Origin of the sequence: Niallia sp. Kr1 (genome assembly GCF_050389805.1) — a bacterium.
GTDB lineage: Bacteria > Bacillota > Bacilli > Bacillales > Cytobacillaceae > Bacillus_BD.
The window spans coordinates 1723870-1742689 of the sequence record NZ_CP130945.1 but is presented as its reverse complement, the minus strand read 5'-3'; the positions used below and the strand labels follow the sequence as shown (position 1 = coordinate 1742689).

The 18820-nt window shown below is 36.0% G+C and carries 18 protein-coding genes and 2 pseudogenes; 5 read left to right on the top strand and 15 right to left on the bottom strand.

Going from position 1 to position 18820, the window contains the following annotated elements:
- Positions 1-537 precede the first annotated feature (537 nt).
- The 5 genes from Q5760_RS08680 to Q5760_RS08660 all read right to left on the bottom strand — a co-directional run bounded on the left by Q5760_RS08680 (position 538) and on the right by Q5760_RS08660 (position 3725).
- Positions 538-1146 (bottom strand): ABC-2 transporter permease, encoded by a 609-nt coding sequence (locus Q5760_RS08680; RefSeq protein WP_428911793.1) that lies wholly within the window; start codon positions 1144-1146, stop codon positions 538-540.
- The gene (locus tag Q5760_RS08675) at positions 1127-2008 is read right to left on the bottom strand and encodes an ABC transporter ATP-binding protein (RefSeq protein ID WP_428911792.1); all 882 of its coding nucleotides are present in this window, start codon (positions 2006-2008) and stop codon (positions 1127-1129) included. The genes Q5760_RS08680 and Q5760_RS08675 overlap by 20 nt, the downstream gene beginning before the upstream one ends.
- Positions 2008-2385: a GntR family transcriptional regulator gene (locus Q5760_RS08670; RefSeq protein WP_428911791.1), complete on the bottom strand. Its 378-nt coding sequence runs from the start codon at positions 2383-2385 to the stop codon at positions 2008-2010. The genes Q5760_RS08675 and Q5760_RS08670 overlap by 1 nt, the downstream gene beginning before the upstream one ends.
- Positions 2386-2687: 302 nt before the next feature.
- Positions 2688-2849 (bottom strand): hypothetical protein, encoded by a 162-nt coding sequence (locus Q5760_RS08665; protein WP_428911790.1) that lies wholly within the window; start codon positions 2847-2849, stop codon positions 2688-2690.
- Positions 2850-3158: 309 nt separating this feature from the next.
- Positions 3159-3725 carry a DinB family protein gene (locus Q5760_RS08660; RefSeq protein ID WP_428911789.1) on the bottom strand — a complete coding sequence of 189 codons (567 nt, stop codon included), beginning with the start codon at positions 3723-3725 and terminating at the stop codon, positions 3159-3161.
- A 446-nt stretch (positions 3726-4171) separates the two neighbouring features.
- Here Q5760_RS08660 and Q5760_RS08655 point away from each other — a divergent pair.
- Positions 4172-4499: pseudogene (locus Q5760_RS08655) on the top strand (aldo/keto reductase); the annotation flags it as partial.
- A 167-nt stretch (positions 4500-4666) separates the two neighbouring features.
- On the opposite strand, the gene Q5760_RS08650 reads toward Q5760_RS08655, so the two are convergent.
- Positions 4667-5101: an SRPBCC family protein gene (locus tag Q5760_RS08650; protein WP_428911788.1), complete on the bottom strand. Its 435-nt coding sequence runs from the start codon at positions 5099-5101 to the stop codon at positions 4667-4669.
- Positions 5102-5495: 394 nt separating this feature from the next.
- On the bottom strand, positions 5496-5705 hold the full coding sequence (locus Q5760_RS08645; protein ID WP_428911787.1) for a hypothetical protein: 210 nt from the start codon (positions 5703-5705) through the stop codon (positions 5496-5498).
- 470 nt (positions 5706-6175) lie between these two features.
- Between Q5760_RS08645 and Q5760_RS08640 the strand changes: the two genes are divergently transcribed.
- Positions 6176-6811 carry a hypothetical protein gene (locus Q5760_RS08640; protein WP_428911786.1) on the top strand — a complete coding sequence of 212 codons (636 nt, stop codon included), beginning with the start codon at positions 6176-6178 and terminating at the stop codon, positions 6809-6811.
- Positions 6812-7094: 283 nt separating this feature from the next.
- Here the strand turns inward: Q5760_RS08640 and Q5760_RS08635 are convergent, their stop codons facing one another.
- From Q5760_RS08635 to Q5760_RS08615, 5 genes and pseudogenes are all read right to left on the bottom strand, one after another.
- Positions 7095-8060 carry a carbohydrate kinase family protein gene (locus Q5760_RS08635; protein WP_428911785.1) on the bottom strand — a complete coding sequence of 322 codons (966 nt, stop codon included), beginning with the start codon at positions 8058-8060 and terminating at the stop codon, positions 7095-7097.
- A 134-nt stretch (positions 8061-8194) separates the two neighbouring features.
- Positions 8195-9670 carry a glycoside hydrolase family 32 protein gene (locus Q5760_RS08630; RefSeq protein ID WP_428912532.1) on the bottom strand — a complete coding sequence of 492 codons (1476 nt, stop codon included), beginning with the start codon at positions 9668-9670 and terminating at the stop codon, positions 8195-8197.
- A gap of 154 nt (positions 9671-9824) precedes the next feature.
- Entirely contained in the window at positions 9825-11228 is a 1404-nt protein-coding gene (locus Q5760_RS08625) for a sucrose-specific PTS transporter subunit IIBC (RefSeq protein ID WP_428911784.1), read from the bottom strand.
- Positions 11229-11487: 259 nt separating this feature from the next.
- Entirely contained in the window at positions 11488-12477 is a 990-nt protein-coding gene (locus Q5760_RS08620; protein ID WP_428911783.1) for a LacI family DNA-binding transcriptional regulator, read from the bottom strand.
- A gap of 259 nt (positions 12478-12736) precedes the next feature.
- A pseudogene (locus Q5760_RS08615) lies at positions 12737-13616 on the bottom strand (transposase); the annotation flags it as partial.
- Between the two features lie 3 nt (positions 13617-13619).
- On the opposite strand from Q5760_RS08615, the gene Q5760_RS08610 reads away from it, so the two are divergent.
- Together Q5760_RS08610 and Q5760_RS08605 are read left to right on the top strand one after the other, a co-directional pair.
- On the top strand, positions 13620-13841 hold the full coding sequence (locus tag Q5760_RS08610) for a YetF domain-containing protein (protein WP_428912531.1): 222 nt from the start codon (positions 13620-13622) through the stop codon (positions 13839-13841).
- A complete protein-coding gene (locus Q5760_RS08605; protein WP_428911782.1) occupies positions 13817-13942 on the top strand; it encodes a hypothetical protein in 126 nt (41 codons plus the stop codon). The genes Q5760_RS08610 and Q5760_RS08605 overlap by 25 nt, the downstream gene beginning before the upstream one ends.
- Positions 13943-14100: 158 nt before the next feature.
- Here Q5760_RS08605 and opuFB read toward each other — a convergent pair whose 3' ends face one another.
- On the bottom strand, positions 14101-15615 hold the full coding sequence (opuFB, locus tag Q5760_RS08600) for an osmoprotectant update ABC transporter permease/substrate-binding subunit OpuFB (protein ID WP_428911781.1): 1515 nt from the start codon (positions 15613-15615) through the stop codon (positions 14101-14103).
- The gene (locus Q5760_RS08595) at positions 15608-16570 is read right to left on the bottom strand and encodes an ABC transporter ATP-binding protein (RefSeq protein WP_428911780.1); all 963 of its coding nucleotides are present in this window, start codon (positions 16568-16570) and stop codon (positions 15608-15610) included. Before Q5760_RS08595 ends, opuFB begins: the two co-directional genes overlap by 8 nt.
- A 404-nt stretch (positions 16571-16974) precedes the next feature.
- On the opposite strand from Q5760_RS08595, the gene Q5760_RS08590 reads away from it, so the two are divergent.
- Positions 16975-17469, top strand: coding sequence for a hypothetical protein (locus tag Q5760_RS08590; RefSeq protein ID WP_428911779.1), 495 nt, complete (start codon positions 16975-16977; stop codon positions 17467-17469).
- Positions 17470-17806: 337 nt separating this feature from the next.
- On the opposite strand, the gene Q5760_RS08585 is transcribed toward Q5760_RS08590, so the two are convergent.
- The gene (locus Q5760_RS08585; RefSeq protein ID WP_428911778.1) at positions 17807-18745 is read right to left on the bottom strand and encodes an alpha/beta fold hydrolase; all 939 of its coding nucleotides are present in this window, start codon (positions 18743-18745) and stop codon (positions 17807-17809) included.
- Positions 18746-18820: the final 75 nt, after the last annotated feature.

Below are 18820 nucleotides of genomic sequence, written 5' to 3'. Positions count from 1 at the left end.
AAACGCCTCTAATTTTCTTTTGTCTTTTAAGATAATTTCAATTTCCTAATTTTAAATATATTTTCTAAAGGGTTTTATTAAAGATAAATAAATTCTTTTTTAATTCCTTATACCAATCTTTTGACTTAATAACTTGAATTTTATTATTGAATAAACTATTTTTCTTAGAAGGGAGCCAATTCGATTAATCCTTCAAAAAGTCCTAAAAGGACAGCTTTTAATAAATCAATAACTTCCATTTTGTATTCCCTTATGATTTCTAATTACATAAGAATATCAAGGAAGTGTAAAGGTTATAATCGAAGTAACTTACAGAATGAGAACAAATCTTACATTTTTGTCTCAATTACCTATCCATAAATAATAACCATTCCACAATCTTGCTCTGAAAATGAAAAAAGGGCACTATCCTTATTACAGAAAGGTATCCAATTGCAGAAGATCCAAAAGTTTTTTATAAAATATTGTTAGATGATAACTTTTACAAGTTTGAACAAATTGATTGAAAGAACATATCGTTTCGAAGAGCATTCATTCTTAAAATACTTTCCTGCTATAAATACGGATCGAGAACATCCATGAAAGAATGTAGAGACATCCAACCGCTAGCAAGATTCCCACATACAACAGTGAATTTTCAGAAGAAAGGACCATGATCATTCCTTCTCTTACTCTATCATTAAAATTAGGGATAAATGTATTGACCACCACAATATAAAGGACAAACAAAGCCCCGAGAACAAACATTAAATATTGACTTTTAAATAGATAAGAAAATGGAAATGCAAGTGAAATAAACAGCGCAACCATACTGATGATCATCAATAGTGGTTCCCATTGGATGATTTCTCTATGAATGAGTAAATTCCCTAAAAAAATAGTCAGCACAACCAGGAAAGTAAAAACACCTGCACTCATATATTTTGAACTGACGATTTCTTTTCGAGTATAAGGCAAAGAATTCAATAGGAGATGGATAGAGGATTTTTCATCCATTGAAAAGCTTTGCATAATGATGGCCATACAAAATAAAACACCCACGAAGATAGAAGAAGAACCTAAAGATAAATAGATCAATAACAAAGGGATCATAATTATTAATGTATTTTTCTGTAATGCAATATCTTTACGAATGAGATTGAACATATTGATCTTCTCCCTTCTTGGTATATAGCATAATATCTTCAAGGGTTGGCTTCTCCAACATAACCGTATCGCCAAAGACCCTTAACGTACGCTGCTTATTTGTCGTTAATGCTTCAAATCCATGTTTACTTTTTCGAATCCCGATAAATTCTCGTTCTGTATCACGGTCTAATAGATTACTTTCTCCTTTTACAATCGCATATTCTTCTTCAATTTTATAATTTTCTTTTGTAAAAATATGTTCTCCATTATGAATAAAGGTAATATAATCCGCAATTCGATCTAAGTCTGTTGTAATATGCGTCGAGAAGAAAATCGTTCTTTCCCCATCCTGCATGAGATCTCGAAGAACATCTAACAGCTCTCTACGAAAAATGGGGTCTAATCCCGATGTTGGTTCATCCATAATAATTAACTCAGGATGATGAGATAACGCAATGGCTAATGAAGCCTTCATCATCATTCCTTTTGAAAAAGTTTTTAGCTTTTTCTTTAATGGTAGTTCGAACCGATCTACATAATCATTGAATAGAGAATCGTCCCATCTTTTATAGCTTGGTTTTATGATTTTTTTAATATCTGATAAGGAAATAGTTTCATAAAAAACATTATGATCAAACACAAAGCCAATTCGTTGTTTGATTTCTTTTTCATTCTTCTTATAATTCATACCAAAAATGGTAACCTCTCCGCTATCTGGTTGTAATAAATTCATAATCAACTTGATGGTTGTGGATTTTCCTGCTCCATTTCCGCCAATAAATCCTGTAACAAAGCCTTTCTTAACTGAGACTGATAAATCTTTCAGTTCAAATCCTTTGAACGCCTTATTTACATGTTGGAGTTCAATTACGTTTTCCATCATTGGTCCTCCTTATATAGCATAGTAAGTAATTCCTGTAATTCGGTTAATTCTACTCCTATTTCTTTACTATTTTGGATTGCCGCCATTAACTGTTCTTCGATGACTTTCATTTTCCGTTCCAGAATCATTTCATTATTTTGTTCAGACACAAACGACCCTTTTCCGACGATTGAGAAAATAAACCCATTTTTCTCAAGCTCTTCATACGCCCGTTTGGTTGTGATCACACTTATATCTAAGTCTTTGGCTAATTGCCGCATAGAGGGTAACGCCTCTCCTGCTTTTAGTTCATTCGTCAAAATCTGCTTCTTTATTTGCATATAAATCTGCTCATAAAGGGGTTCTTTCGAAGTATTGGAAATGATTATATGCATGCCGCATCCCTCTTCTAATAAATAATGTATATATACTTTATATACATTATACACAGTTTTTATGTGAATGACAATATTTTCTTTGCAATATATATTGTTTTAATAACAATAAAAAACCCTACTCCATTTAGAAGTAGAGGTTTATTAGTGTATTTCATTTTTATACATTGATTTAGGACTTTGATGTTGCTTATATCGTATTGAATCCTTAATTTTGATCATTAAACGGGGAAATATAGCTTAAATTAAAGATTACTTAAAAGTACCCTTCAATCTTGTTTCGTGGCAAATAGAGTGTTTTATTAATCGCGCATGGCTCCTGCTTCACGGGAAGTCATTGCACCTTGTCCTTCGCTTACATCTTTTTGAATTTGCTTTTTTACTTTTTGTGCATCCGTTCCAGCAAATCCTGGTTTCATAATAGAACTTACATTTTCAGTGGATTGATGATCTTCTTGTTGCATACGAATCCGCCTCCATATATTGTTTAACAATCTTATTATTCACAAAATCATTCGATATATCCCTGGTGTCACTTTAGGTGATCATCCCCGCTGATTTTAAAAGGATTTGACTAAATTCTAAGAAAATCACTTAGTTAAATCTATCGTTTAATAGCCCTTTAAAACGCAGTCGTTCCTCTTTATCCCTTAGCAATTTTCTAACCATCTTTCTCGATGAAAAATATTGCCTGATTTCTTTATCTCCATCTATTAATTTAAGTAAATAAGCGCTGATCCTTGCTACAGGAAAGCGCCCTTGGAATGGTTTCCTTATTTTATTTTCCCTTTTAAAGCGTTAAGATCCCTTTGAATGATTCTAATATGATGTGCTTCATGTATAGCTAAAAGTTGAATAGCTTGAATAAGATTTGGATAGTTCGCTACAGGGTCCAAAAAGAAGATATGTCCTGCGATATCTTCATCAATATCCTCCACTAGTTTCCATACTTTTGAAGTTTCATTGATTAGAAGTTGATTCAATTCATTAAAATCCATCGTATGATAAATTTTATTTGGTGGATTCAAAATAAATGGCGACTTCATCCCTCTCCCATGTTTTTCTTTATACTCCTTATAAATATCATGTATATAACAATCGTATGGTTTATTTCTCGTCATTCGTGCATATAACTTGGTACACGGTATGGTAATGATTGCTGCAACTCGCAACATTTTTGTAATAAGAAATAAATGATAAAGGGATTCTCCAATCGACCATTTATTTTCTACAGGTCTTTCCCATAATTGTGCCCTTGATAATGGTTGAAGTGTCGGAAGAAGATTGTCTCTTTGTTGTTTTAGTGTTATAAAGTGGGTTCTCATGATTTGAGATTTCATCGTGTACCTCCCATTTTTCTAAATCTCATGTTTAACTACTACATTCAACCTGTATTAATTCAACCTTCGCCTTACCAGTTCCTTCTTCATTTTGATAATCTGATTCTTATATGAAACAAACGCTTCCTTTATTTAGAAATGCGCCATTAATGGAATAACTAAAATAGGATCTCCATCCTAAAATAACTTAGATCCTTTTTTCACCTACGCTACCTTAGCGTTAAAGTACATTATTTCACTCGATCCTCAATTATAGTATGTATTTTAGTTTTATTAACAAAAAAACTACCTGAGAATTAAGTGATGATTTAATCTTGACTGATATAAACGAATCAATAATATTAGCCTTAATCCATCATACCTTTATAGAAAAAGGTTCACATAGTGAAACAAAATATTGATTTATTGATACAACATTACTTATTAATTAGAAAGAGGGCTTTATCATGACAAAACAAGTACGACTAGGCAAATCAAATTTACATGTGAATCCAATCGGTTTAGGGACAAATGCTGGGGGGGCATAATTTATTTCCAAACGTAGATGAGGAAACAGGCAAACAATTAGTTCGTACTGCCCTTGATAATGGGATCAACTTTTTAGACACAGCCTATTTATATGGTCCTGGTCGCTCAGAAGAACTTTTAGGTGAAGTCGTAAAAGAAAGTGGAAAACGAGGAGACTTCATTATCGCAACGAAGGTCTCTCCAAAATTTGTTGATAAGCAAATGTTGAACGATAATTCTCCTACTTTTTTACGTGCAGAGGTAGAAATTGGTCATATTTTTTCATAAGGAAAGGATGAGAAGGAAAGGTATATCATACTTTTCCTTTTCCTTCACGGATAAAATTTTACCGTTATTGCTATCTTTTAAAAAAGTCCCCTTCAAATCCATTCAGAATTAGACAAGAACATAGAGAGCCGAATGGCTCTTAGTCATTATTTCACAAGCCCTGCTCTCAATTGATTAACGTTTGATTCTAAATAGGCCTTCAAACAAGTTAGCATAAAGACCCATCCTTCTTTATTATCCAAAATTTGGCTTATAAAATCAGCGTCATTTTCATTAAATCCTTCTTCCTTAACTTCAACAATGGTACTAGAATCATCTAACTCAATAAGAGTGATCGTAACGGTATGTCCTTCCCCATTTGCACCCCATTGAAACACAATTCTCCTATTTCGCTCTATTTCTTTTACTTCCATAGGAACCTCAGCATTGTATTCATTATACATTAACGTAATTTTCTTTCCCCGCTCCCAACGTTCAGAACTAGAAGAAAACCAAAAGTTCCCAATTTTTGCAGGATCAACAAAAGCTTCAAACACTTCATTTACAGACTTAGATATTTTCATTTTGGTAAGGTTATTCATATTAGAGTCCCTCTTTCACACATGTTTTTTCTTGTCTAATTATGTGAATTACCTTTCTAAATTGCAAATTTTTAAGTACATTACTTCACAATATCATCTAAATTTAAACATGAATTTTCCGAAGTCGTTATTCAATTATTGCCCAATACAAGTTTTTATTCTCTTCAACCAACCCCGTTAGAATAAATAAGGTCAGTCCCCCAACATGATCATGCATTAATCCAATGGAGATACTGACCTTATTTAAACTAATAACTAAGACCTGTTATTGGAATGAGTCCAAATACATCGAAATGATAGGTCCGAACTCAGTCTTTTCTGTCAGTTCAATTTCAAGGAAGAATAAACAAACCTCTATTTGAACAGAAACACACTTCGTTCATTCTCTACATCCTTAGCGTGACGGTTTTGGTGGTTGGCAAACATCACATTTACGCTGATGGTTATTTTTAAATTTCGTAAATGGTTTTTCAAATTGGTTCCCACATGCACATTTAAATAATAATTTTTGCGAAAAACCGTGATATTCCGTCGTTAGCAACTTACTTTCTGAATTTTTCTCTACAAATTCTCTAATTTTATCGATCGTCCATCGTTTATTCATTTCTTACACCTCTATGTTTTTTTCATTATGGGGCGGCTTACCTTGACACCCTCCTTTAAATGACGAACTAGTCCTCATCATCTTAAGCTCCTCATTATACCACGAAAATAGTTGACGGTTTTGAGCAGTCCATTAATTTAATAAACGGAAAATCTCTATGTGCAACATCCATCATTTTTTTAAAATAGATATCTACATCCTGATCACTCGGATTTCTATTGTATAGTATATAATAGATGAAAATGAATTCAAAAACGAATAACCATAATAAAACCTTTAAAACGGGGAAAGAAGAAGTAGAATTTTCATCATGTGGTTTTGACATACACATGAGAGACAAATAGAATAGTAGAATATAATCGATCAAATACATGTGGACTTCGCCACGACAGAACGAAAGCAGTAACATCTTTACACAAATGTATGTCTTAGCTAGCGGGATGAACCAGAGAGGAGCGGAAAAATATATAATGAAAGAATCTGAACTGTTTGGACCCGTAAAGAAGTTTTTATTAGAACAAGGCTGCACCGATATTTATGGAGAAGTCATGAATTGTGATGTATTGGGAATTAACGGGGACATCAACTATATTGTAGAAATGAAAACATCCTTAACATTTAAATTAATTGACCAAGCCCTTAAACGAGTTCGGTTAGGTCAATATGTGTATATCGCCATTCCTAAGCGGAAACAGGCCATTCCGAGATGTGTGAAGGAAATTTTAACTTCATACAAGATTGGATTGATTCAAGTTGGGAAACGGAAAACGATGATCTCCATCCCTGCTCAATATAATTCCCTCGCCGATAAAAGAAAAGCGTATCAACGTATCCGCAGACAGATACGAGAACACCATGAAACTCAAGTAGGTGGCGTGAAAAAAGGAGAAGGTGTCACTTCCTATTCGATTACCATTGACAAAATAAAAGCGTATATGCGTACCAGAGAGGGAGAGTGGGTGACCGTAGACGAAATACTGGAACATTGTGAAACCCATTATCGAAATCCTAAAGCTAGTGTCATGGCAACGTTAAAGGAAAAATGGAATCAAAACTGGTGTGAAACCAAACTAGAAAACCGAAGAAGGTATTTTCGTATAAAGTGAAACGTGGGGACGGTTCTCACGTTTCACTTTTTATTTAAAGCTATGTATGTCAGGTTTGAGTTTATCAAGTAATTAATTTCTTGAATAATAAATAGATTCCCAAATAGGAGGATTCTTATGCTCAAAGACAAAGATATGTAATTAAGCATCTATCATTCATTTCTTTTCGTATAGCAGGGAAATATCATGCAATAAAGGCACAATTCTATTTCAGAAATGTGCCCGATTTTGGAAAAACCATCCAAACTAAAGGTTCGTTTTAATATTATTAATAAAAAACCAGTTATTCCACAAAGTTTTCCACTTCTTGAAGAGTTGGCAAGGCGCTGATTCCGCCTTTTTTCGTTGTTGTTAAGGCTCCACTTGCATTTGCAAACAACAATAATTCGTTTGCATGCTCTTCTACATATGTTTTAAGATTCATTATACTCACATGATTTCTTAATAAAACAAATAGGAAACCACCGATAAAAGCATCTCCGGCCCCTGTTGTATCTATTACGTTTACTTTGTAACCCTCATGAAAAAACACCTTGTCCTTTGTTAAAACAGATGCCCCTTTTCCTCCCTGGGTATATACAACCACCTCAACATCCCCTTGAAATAAGGATTGCAAAGCTTTCTTTTCATCAGAAATACCTGTTATAAATTCAAGTTCTTCATCCGAAATCTTTACAATATGGGCTGATGGGATAAATTCCAAAATAGTATCACGACATTCCTGTTCTTTTTTCCACAACGGTAAACGCACATTTGGGTCAAAACTGATAATTCCTTGCTTTGATTTGATCAGGTCTATGGCTTTTTTATGTGCATATTTCATTGGAGATTCTACCAAATCAACAGAACAAAAATGGAGATAAGCTCCTTTTTCAAAAATAGTTGAATCCAAATCCTCTGCTTTATAGAGCATATCTGCAGATGGGTTACGGTAAAAAGAAAAATCACGCTCCCCATTTTCTTTAAGGGACACAAATGCTAGAGCAGTATTGGCTTCATCGGTTCGAATAATATGGTCAGTACGAACGCCTGCCTGCTGAAGTTTTTCTACTAAAAAGTCACCGAAAGCATCCTTACCTAATTTTGAAATCATCCATGCTTCCTCACCATATTTGGCAACGGCTGCTGCTACATTTGCCGGAGCACCACCCGGAGCTCTTTCAAAAGAAATAACATCTTTTAAAGCAACCCCCTTTTCATGGGGAATAAAATCAATGAGTACTTCTCCTATGGAAAAAAACTTTCCCATCCCATCACCTCCAACATGATACTACCTTTTGAATAAAATACATTCAATTGTTTGGCAGATTTCCACTAGTCTTTTAATGCATCTTGAGGAGATAAACCAGTATAAGCCATGATAGTGTTCTCTGATCATTTGGATTAGATACTTTGACCCGTATACGTAAAGGGCTTAAGTTCCCACTTGGTTATATTCATTTCAACATGATCTCCAAAAAACTGAATCGTTTCATTCTCTGAATCAGGGAAATAACGGGCCGTAAATACCTCTTCCCCATCATTAATAAAAATTTCTATCGAAGATCGATCCATAAAAACATGGAGTTTATCCAAATCGGAAAGCTTGCATCTTCTTATTTCGTGGCCACCCGTCTTAATATTTCTTCTTTGCAAACGAATTTCTTCCCTTTCCGGTTCATAGGTTAAAACCGCTTCATTACGAAATGAAATCCCAAACTTGTTTCCTTCTATTTTTAAAAAATCAACAATTAATTCCAATGCTTTTCCTTTTATCCCTTGTATTTCGATGTTCTGATTCTCTGTTAAATTTACGTGGTTAACCTTGAGCCTCTCTTTTCGAAGTCCTTTTAATTCTTCCAACGGTTTTTGATAAAGTTTTCCTTTTCTCAGCTCCAACTCTCTCGGAATGGTCAATGCATGAACCCAATGATGGTTAATTGTTGGATGATACGGTTCCATATCATCTGTGATCCCCATCCACCCGTAAAGAATCGTTCTTCCTGATGCATCCTTAAAGGTTTGTGGAGCATAGAAGTCGAATCCGCGATCAAGTTCGACAAAAGGTCCGTGCTGAAATTGAACATGATCATAATCCATTTTTCCCACAAAATATCCCGATTGAAATACATTATGATAGAAGTGTCCAGATGGCTCTAACCCTTGAGGAGAAACCAATAATAAATCCTGACCATTTAGGTGAATCAAATCTGGGCATTCCCACATATAGCCAAAATCATTTAATCCATTCATATCCGCTCCGGCAATTCGTCCGGCTTCCTTCCAGTGATACAAATCCTTGGATTGAAAAATAACGGCAGTTCCTTTTTCATCCAATGTTTGAGCGCCTACAATCATATACCAATCATCATCATGTTTCCAAACCTTTGGATCACGAAAATGGGCTGTATACCCTTCCGGAAGCTCTAAAACTGGCCCCTTTTTTTCAAAATGAATGCCATCATCAGAAATTGCCATACATTGATAGGTTTCCCGATCTCCATTTTCTTTTTTGACATTCCCTGTATAAAAGAGATAAAGTTTCCCAGCCCATTCCACTGCACTTCCAGAATAACAGCCATTTTTTTCATACCATTCGCTTGGGGCCAAAGCGACGGACTCCTTCTTCCAATGAATCAGATCCTTTGATGAGTAATGCCCCCAGAATTTCGAACCATGTGTTGTATCAAATGGATTCCACTGAAAAAACACATGATACACATCGTTGTATTGAATTAAACCGTTGGGGTCGTTCAATAATCCAACAGGAGGCATAAGGTGAAAGGTTAATCGATAAGGATCTTTCTCAACCTGTTCCTCGTATTTTTTCACTTCTTCGTAAGCTTTATGAATCAGGTGAGCTTCTCTTTCTGTCATAATCACACCCCTATGTTGTCAGTTTTGCTATAAAAGGAAAGAAGGTGTCCGAAAATGTCCGGTTCAACTGTACACACAATATCTAGAATGATAAGGTTCTCTAGAAATTTTGTCGTAGTACCTGACTTATTGTTTAGGACACCTCTTTTGAACAAGCTTATTGCTCTATTTCTTTTTTTTCTTTATCGGAAAAACCAAACATCCAAGTTAGAACGAATGCTGATCCAATTGCAATCAGGTTTACTAAAATATACGGTAATAATTGTCCATTTAAATAAAGAAGAGTTCCTGGAATCACGGTTACCGCCATCCCAGTTGCTTTCAGTTGTAGAAGAGAAGCCACAAACCCTCCTGCTGCACCGCCAATAAGCCCCATAATAAATGGTTTTCCGTATCGTAAATTCACTCCAAAAATAGCAGGCTCCGTAATCCCCAAAAATGCTGAAAATGCAGATGGGAAGGAAAGTGCTTTTAATTTAGCTGATTTTGTTTTTAGTGCTACCGCTAAAGTGGCACCGCCTTGTGCAGCAACGGCACAAGTAACAATGGCATTGTAAGGATTGCTTTGATATTGGGCTAACAATTGTATTTCCAACATATTAAACACATGATGAACCCCTGTAATGACAATCAGTTGGTTTAGTCCGCCGATCAAAATCCCACTAATTCCAAACGGCCATGAAAGGACATTGGTTACAACATCTAGCAAGCCATTTTCAACCGCATGGAACACGGGTCCAATCACAAGTAAGGCGACAATGATCATCACAAGTAATGTTAAGAAAGGAGTAACAATTAAGTCCAGTGATTCTGGTACACGTTTTCTAATCGCTCTTTCTAGCTTTGCCCCAAGAATACCCGAAATGAAAGCTGGTAACACAGAAGCTTGGTAACCAACTACCGGAATAAAATCAAAAAAGTAAATCGGTGTTACGTCGCCACCTGCTACAGACCATGCATTTGGCAGCGAAGGACTAACCAGCATTAAGCCAAGAACCAGACCAATAATCGGAGTCCCGCCGAATACCCTGAATGTGGACCAGGCAACTAGAGCAGGAAGGAAAATAAAGGCTGTGTCAGTAAGAACCTGGGTAAACAAGATAAAATTTTGAGATATATCGGCTGGTGTAAGTCCCAATAGAGCCAAGATTTGTTCCTGCATAATTAATCCGCGAAGTCCCATAAATAAACCGGTTGCTACAAGAACAGGGATGATCGGAACAAAGACATCTCCAAATGTACGAATCGCTCGTTGAAATCTGGAACCACTCTTAACCGCTTCTTTTTTCTGATCTGATGTGGACAGGGTACTAAGTCCTAAATTGGAAACTTCCTCATAAATTTTATTTACCGTTCCAGTTCCAAAAATAATCTGGTACTGTCCTGAATTAAAGAAGGCTCCTTTTACTTTTTGGATATTTTCAATTTGTTCCTGATTAATTTTTTCCTTATCGTCCACGATGATTCGAAGACGGGTTGCACAATGGGCAATGGAATGAATGTTTTCTTGCCCACCGACAGCCTCGATGACTTCTTCAGCAATTTTTCGATTTTCGGTCATTTTGTTCACCTCTGTTTTAATGTGGTTGGTTATCCATAGGTATACCCTACTTAACCTTAATAATGAGTAATAATAAAAAGATAGTACTAAAGAATATGGAATCGATTCCCTATCTTCCAAAAAAATATAAGTTCGTTAATATGGAATCGATTACATCTTTTCTTAAATAATTTTGTTAAATCTATGGAATCGATTCCTTACAAGAAAAAATAATATGTAATCGATCCTCTCAATGATGTGGAATCGATTACATAACAAATTATATACGATCTCGTTCAATAAGTCTATATGAAATTGTATGAATCACTTCATCGAAATTTTCCCCATTTATCTGTTCTAAAATGAAAGAAGCTGCCCTTCGTCCTGCATCTTCAATTGAAAAATCAATGGTTGTAATTGCGGGTGTTATAAATCTTGATAACTCGGAAGCTCCCATTCCTGCAACGGCTACCCTTCTAGGAACTTCCACTCCTCTTTCTTTCAAAAACTCGAGGGCGCCTATTGCAAGTCGGTCTGTGACAGCTAGCACGGCTGTTGGTTTGTCAACAGAGGAATCCCAAATATCGTTCATACATGTACTTCCAGATGCTACATCAAAAATTCCTTTTTGGACCCAGCTGTCTTCAACCGTTATATCGTTTTCCTTCATTGCATCAAGATAACCTTTTTTACGAAAATAGCCTACAGAACGGTCCTTTTCATCTACACCGATAAAAGCAATATTTTTATGTCCTTTTTGTATCAAATATTGAACCATTTCCTTTGTGGCATGATAATCATCAAACAGAACATTAACCAAACCTGGAATATACTGTCCAACCGTGACAAATGGGATGTTTAATTGGTTAATCTCCTCCACCAAAGATTGGTTAACATTCGTTGCAGAAAGGATAATTCCATCCACATGTCTGCCTTTTAGCAATCTTAGAAATTCAATCTCCTTTTCGGCTTCCAAATTCGTAATCGTCAAGAGAATTTGATATCCTTGCTTCGCTAAAACATCATCTATTCCATTCACTAAGCGACTGGAGGTTTCTGTACTTATCTTTGGAAGAATCACCCCAATTACTTTTGTCTTTTTCGTTCTTAGCGATTTTGCATTTTCACTTGGTACATATCCCGTTTCTTTAATTATTTTTAATACTCTATTTCTCGCCTCTTCGCTCACGTAACCCGAATTATTGATTACCCTGGATACAGTAGTTCGAGAAACATTCGCTCTTTCAGCAATTTCCTTGATCGTAATCATCATTGACCCCTTTAAAATAAATGAACTTTACTTTCATGTTTTCTAATTTATATATTTACTACTAAATGATTTCCTCGCCTGTATTTTCTATTTTACCATAAATGTAACGTGGATTTGAGGGACAGGTCGAAGCCACTGAAAAAAGCACTTTTTTATGAAGGGTTTTTGGATCTTCAAACACAATTTTTACGGGAAATAATATTTCCTGATAGACATATTATCAAAATGAGAAAAACATTAAAATTAATCCCTTTTAAAGGGATAGTATGGCTGCTATCCTCTTTAAATTTACCGCGAATGCGGTTAGTTTTGCTTGTAACTCCATGCTTAAATGATCGTACCCTTTGGCACGACCTAGCCCGTGGAAATTCTTCATCTCACCTTTTTTCACTCTTGGCAAGACCATTCCTTATATTTTTCTTTAAATTCGTCTGTCTTTTGTTGTTGGCTATACCCGTAGAATTCCGGTGTATTGAGTCCTATCGTTAATATTCTACCAACGGAATTGCCTGACTTTATACATTGGTCTTTAATGGACAATTACTACAGGTTTCCTTTTCAAAATAGTATTTATAATGCTCTTTTCCGTCCTTTCTTTTTTATACACTTTTCTATAAGTTTTATTTCCTTGGCGCAAAACCATTCATCAGAATCTTTATTGTAACTGAATAAATCCTCATCAATCCTATACGCCATCTCACTTACTGGTATGTATGCTTTTGCTTTATTTTCTTTAATTTTATCAAGGATTGTTCTTCTAAAATAGGTTTTATCTCCAAATACTTCTCCTACAGTTAACCCACTTTTCTTAGTTAATTCTAATAATAATGAGGTCTTCCTCAATCCAATTATGTAGAAATTGCTTCATCATCTCACCCATGGTGGTGTACGAACTTTCTTCTAATTTTATCCCTAGTTTGTTTCGGCGGAATTTGGTTAACAGACTTGGATGAGGTAAATCATCCTCAGGATTAATCCCTAATGTAAAAGTAACATCTTCACTATAAGCTCAGGTACTTTAGCTGGTCGACCATATTTACTAGCATAAGTTTCTCGTAAAATGTCATTAATAAAACTAAAATCAAGTCCTTCTTTTAATATTTTAAGAATATGATTTCAGGAATTTTGTTATATAATATTGAATAGAGGGCTCCCTCTCTATCTTAAAAAAAACCCAATACCAAAATACCATTAAGCAAGATTTAACCCACACTCAATCTGATACGGTACCGGTAGAACTAGTCTACGATGGAAAGATCCTACACAAAAACTTTTCAAAACAAAATACCTACGATGATACTTGGTTCATGAATGAAATAAAAAAGGGAACCTTACCGTTTTGGATATCTCGTATGCTGTCGTAGCAACAAAAGGACGTGAAACATGGGGAAACATGGGGACGGTTCTCGCGTTTCATTATTTTCCAAATCTTAGGATGGTTAGTTTGATTGTTGAAGCATTATAGCTTGTCCCCTATTTTCCTATCTTTCTGCTTTTCCCAGAATGAAAACCAGATCCGTCGCGTGTTTTTAGACATCTAAAAAGGAAGTTGATTTACTATATCTAGTAGGGAATCAACTTCCTTTATATTCATATCCTTTTATCTTTGTGACAGTGAACGGTTTATTGTATCAATCCCTTTTCTTGTAGAAAATTCTTCGCTACTTCGGAAGGACTGATTCCTTCAACATTAACTCGATAATTCATCTTTCTCATCTCATCATCCGTCACTTTTCCGGCTAATTGATTTAAGGCTTCCACGATTTCAGGATATTTTTCAACAGTTTCTTTTCTTAACAAGGGAGCTCCTTGGTAGGGTGGGAATAGATTTTTATCATCCTGTAATACGTTAAGGTTATATTGCTGTAACTCGCTATCTGTCGAATAGGCATCCACTAAATTAATTTCACCTGATTCAACTGCTACATAACGTAGTTTAGGTTCCATTGTGATGAGATTGGGAAACTGAATCCCATAAAGAGATTGAATCCCTCGATACCCATCTTCCCGATCTGAAAATTCCAGTGTAAAGCCCGCTTTTACTTCGGATTCAATGCTCTTTAGATCAGATATCTTTTCTAGTTGATATTGATGTGCAAGTTCTTGGGTTACAGCTAATGTATAGGTGTTGTTATATTGCATCGGTTCCAACATGACAAGACTAAACTGTTCCAACAGTCCCTCTTTTGCTTGTTGATAGACTTCTTCACGATCGTTACTTTTCGCTGTTTCCTTTAAAAATTCAGAAATAGCTGTTCCCGTAAATTCTGGATAGAGATCAATACTCCCTGATTGCAAAGCATTGAAAACAAAGGACGTTTTCCCAAGACCTGGTTTTAGTTCCACGTTTAGATCGGTTTCTTCTTCGATCAGTAATTTATACATATTGATTAAGATTTCAGGCTCCGCCCCTAATTTCCCGGCAATGACAATTTCTTTATCTTGATTGGATAATAGAGGAGTGACAATGATGACTAGAGCGAAAAATGCAATGCCTCCGATTGTGAATAAAGCCTTCTTAAAGGATAGATGTTCAAATTTTTTAAGGAGAAAATCAAATACGATCGCTAATATTGCAGCAGGTATCGCTCCTAGCAGAATGAGATTGGTATCATTTCTGTCAATCCCAAGCAATATCAGATCCCCTAATCCACCAGCCCCAATTAATGCTGCAAGAGTGGCTGTCCCAATAATTAAAACCATGGCCGTACGAATTCCGGCCATCATGACCGGCATCGCAAGAGGGATTTCTACTTTTATGAGCCTTCTCTTTGTATTCATTCCCATCGCACGAGCTGCTTCAATTAAGGAAGGGTCTACTTCTTTGATCCCTGTATATGTATTTCTTAAAATCGGGAGCAAGGCATAAGCAACTAGTGCGATGGTAGCTGGAACTTTTCCGATCCCAAAAAGTGGAATGAGGATTCCTAAAAGAGCTAATGAAGGGATCGTTTGCAGTACCGCTGTTATGCCGATAATCCCATCCGCGATCTTTTCTCTTTTTGTCAGAAAAATACCTAGAGGAATCGCGATAAGGGCCGCTAACAAGATCGCAATGAATGAAATTTGGATATGCTCGATGATCGCACCGAATAGTTCCCCTTTTCTTTCTTCGAAAACATTTATGAAGTTACTCATTTGCGATCCCTCTTTTCTGCAGCCTTGTAGACAAATACTGGATAATCCTTTGTCTATTAATCATGCCGATGATTTCACCATCTTGTTCAACGGCTAGTTGATCCTCATCTGATAGTTTTTCGAGTAGTTCTTTTAGTGGAGCGGATACCGAAACGGTTATTGAACTCTCAGTCGTTCTTGTGTCATCAATTGGCAGAAGAAACTTCCCTAGATTCATCTCTTCTCCCCTAAAAGAGTTATCTCCTACAAATTGTTTAACAAATTCGTTAGCAGGTTGATGCATCAGTTCTTGAGGGGTCCCTACTTGAACGATTTTCCCATCCTTCATGATACAAATCCGATCGGCTAGTTTGAGAGCCTCCTGCATATCATGGGTGACAAATACTGTTGTCTTTTTGAGCTCTTTCTTTAAAAATAGCAAATCGTCTTGTAGTTTTTCACGACTAATCGGATCCAAGGCACTAAAAGGTTCGTCCATTAAGATGATCCCTGGATTCGCTGCAAGTGCCCGAATTACGCCGACCCTTTGCTGTTCACCACCCGATAATTGGCTTGGTTTTCTGTCGCTATAAGTATTCGGGTCTAAGCCTACCACTTCCATCAGTTCATGGGCTCTTTGCTTCATCTTCTCTTTTGACCATTTTTTCATTTCAGGAACAACAGTTATGTTCTCCTCAATCGTCATATGCGGAAAAAGAGCAATCTGTTGTAAAACATATCCGATATTCCATCTTAAATCATGGATGTCGTACTCGTTTATTTCTTTGCCATCAATGAAAATCATGCCATCTGATAACGGGAGCAACCTGTTCATCATTTTTAATGTGGTTGTCTTCCCACATCCGCTTGGCCCAATAATGACAAAAAATTCTCCTCTATGAATCTCCAAATCTAATCCTTCAACTGCAACAGTACCGTCATCGTAACGTTTCGTTACCTTTTCAAATTTGATCATCACATGTTACCCCTTACCTTTATTTACCCTGAACAAGCTTGAACGATGTCTGTTGCCAATACGGAATCGTTCCACCCCATCACAGGTTTAAAACCTTATTTAGTTAGAATAACATAGGAGAATGAAAATTTCGTATATTGTGCCTTCAATAAAAAAGGTGTAGGTCTAATTTTGGCAACAAATCTATATAGGTATCTACACAGTCTTTTAGGTAGTACCTACATATATTATAGAAGGGCTTTAGGATCTATCAAAAAACGTTTAACATGAATGAGGACTCCGTTGATTTCCACGCAGCTCAATACAGCCAAACTGAGAAAAAATCATGAGTCCTAACGAATATCGAAAATATGATCGTATGCTATTCATAAAAATTTTTTTTTTTAAAACCATGGAGGTTGGGTATGACTAATTTTTATTCCTTTCGCGGGACTGTCACAATGATTAGTGATTTTTTTTCAGGTCAAAACGGAGAAGGAGAAGGCTGTTATCAATTAATAACCGTGGAGAATGGATCGGGAGCAATCGTAAATTTCGTGGCTTCACCCACTACTTACATTGTAAACCATGAAATGGTATCCGTAGGAGATCTTGTTACTGGATATTACGACGGAGATAAACCTACTATACTTATTTACCCTCCACAATATCAAGCACTCGTTATAGTTAGAGAAAATCAGAATCAGAATGTCAAAGTAGACTTTTTTAATGGTCAGTTAGTGAGTAGCGATGGACAATTACGTTTAAATCTTTCCCCCTATACGAGAACCGTATTAACAAATGGGCAACTCTTTACAAGAAATCCAGCGAACCGAGATCTAATTGTCATCTATGGTCCCACCACTCAAAGTATCCCCGCACAAACCACACCCTATCAAATCATCGTCTTGTGTTCATAATCATCTCCATTTGAAAAGCCTCATTAGTTTCCATCAACACAAAAAACTCGTCCGGTTATTGGCGAGTTTTTTAATGGCTTTTTGGGGACCAGTGACCTTGTATGATCATTGCATCAAAAAAAGGGTATTCACTGACTACAATTTGTCCTTCAGACTTGAACAGTAGGGGTTCCCAAACGGTTTAAATATGGATTTCAATTAACAATTGTGAAAGTTGGGAAAAGAAATAAGTGAAACGCTCAGAACCGTCCCCCTGTTTCATAACAATTACATAACCGATTAACGTGTAGGATGTAAATTTCGTTTTCCATTCATGAACCTCCTTCCATCATCATCGTCACAGGGGTATCCCGAGAGAAATATTCACGCAAACTTCCATAAATGGATCAGGCTTTTCGAAGTGTACGTCGTGAGCGGTGTTTTCGATTATTATTAACTTTTTATAAGGACTGTCGATGATTTCCATATATTCTTCAACTAACGAGTAAGGGGTTATGTAATCAAATTGGCCCGTTAAAAAATAAACGGGGATTTCTACTTTTTTCACTTGCTCTTTAAAGTTTATCTTGACTATTTCGCTCCTAAAATGTTTTGTCAGGTAATGGATCCCTTTTAGCCAATGATAAATATCTTTAATTCTATAATGCTTAGACGTTATCATTTCTTTTATATCATTCCATAAATTCATCCTTTGTTGATAGCGAAAGCCGCCATATTGATCGAGAACTTTTCGAAACTGTGCGGTCTTTTTTAGGGAAGGATAAGGTGGGGAACCAAGTCTTACTAACGTTTGATAATTGGAACGATGATGATATAATTTTGATTGTTGGAGTGCATAATCGTATCCTCTTCCTTCTCCCTCTTCTAAATCAATAACCTGACCAATTCCAAGATAACACTGAAATAACTCTGGATATTTTTCAACCGCCAAAAGACCAATAATGGTCCCCCAAGAATGCCCGACTAAAAAGATTTTATCTTTGTTAAACCGTTTTAATAACAGCTGGGATAATACTTTAATATCTTCCACATATTGATTGATCGTCAACTTCCGATTCAAAGATTTTTTATTGTAGCTTTTTCCTGAACCTCTTTGGTCCCAATCCACCACAATGAAATCCTCTTCTAATTTCTCAAAATAACGATCGACACAATAAATTTGTGCAGCCCCTGGACCACCGTGTAAAAATAGCAGAATCGGTTTATCCTCATTTTTCGTTCGAACATAAATCCACTGTTGGGAACCATTTATGTCAACCGCTTCTAATGTCTTCATTTCATCCATCCCCTATGAATCAATTAATCTTTTTTTATTTTACCATAGGATATACATTCGAGGCATCACAGTGAC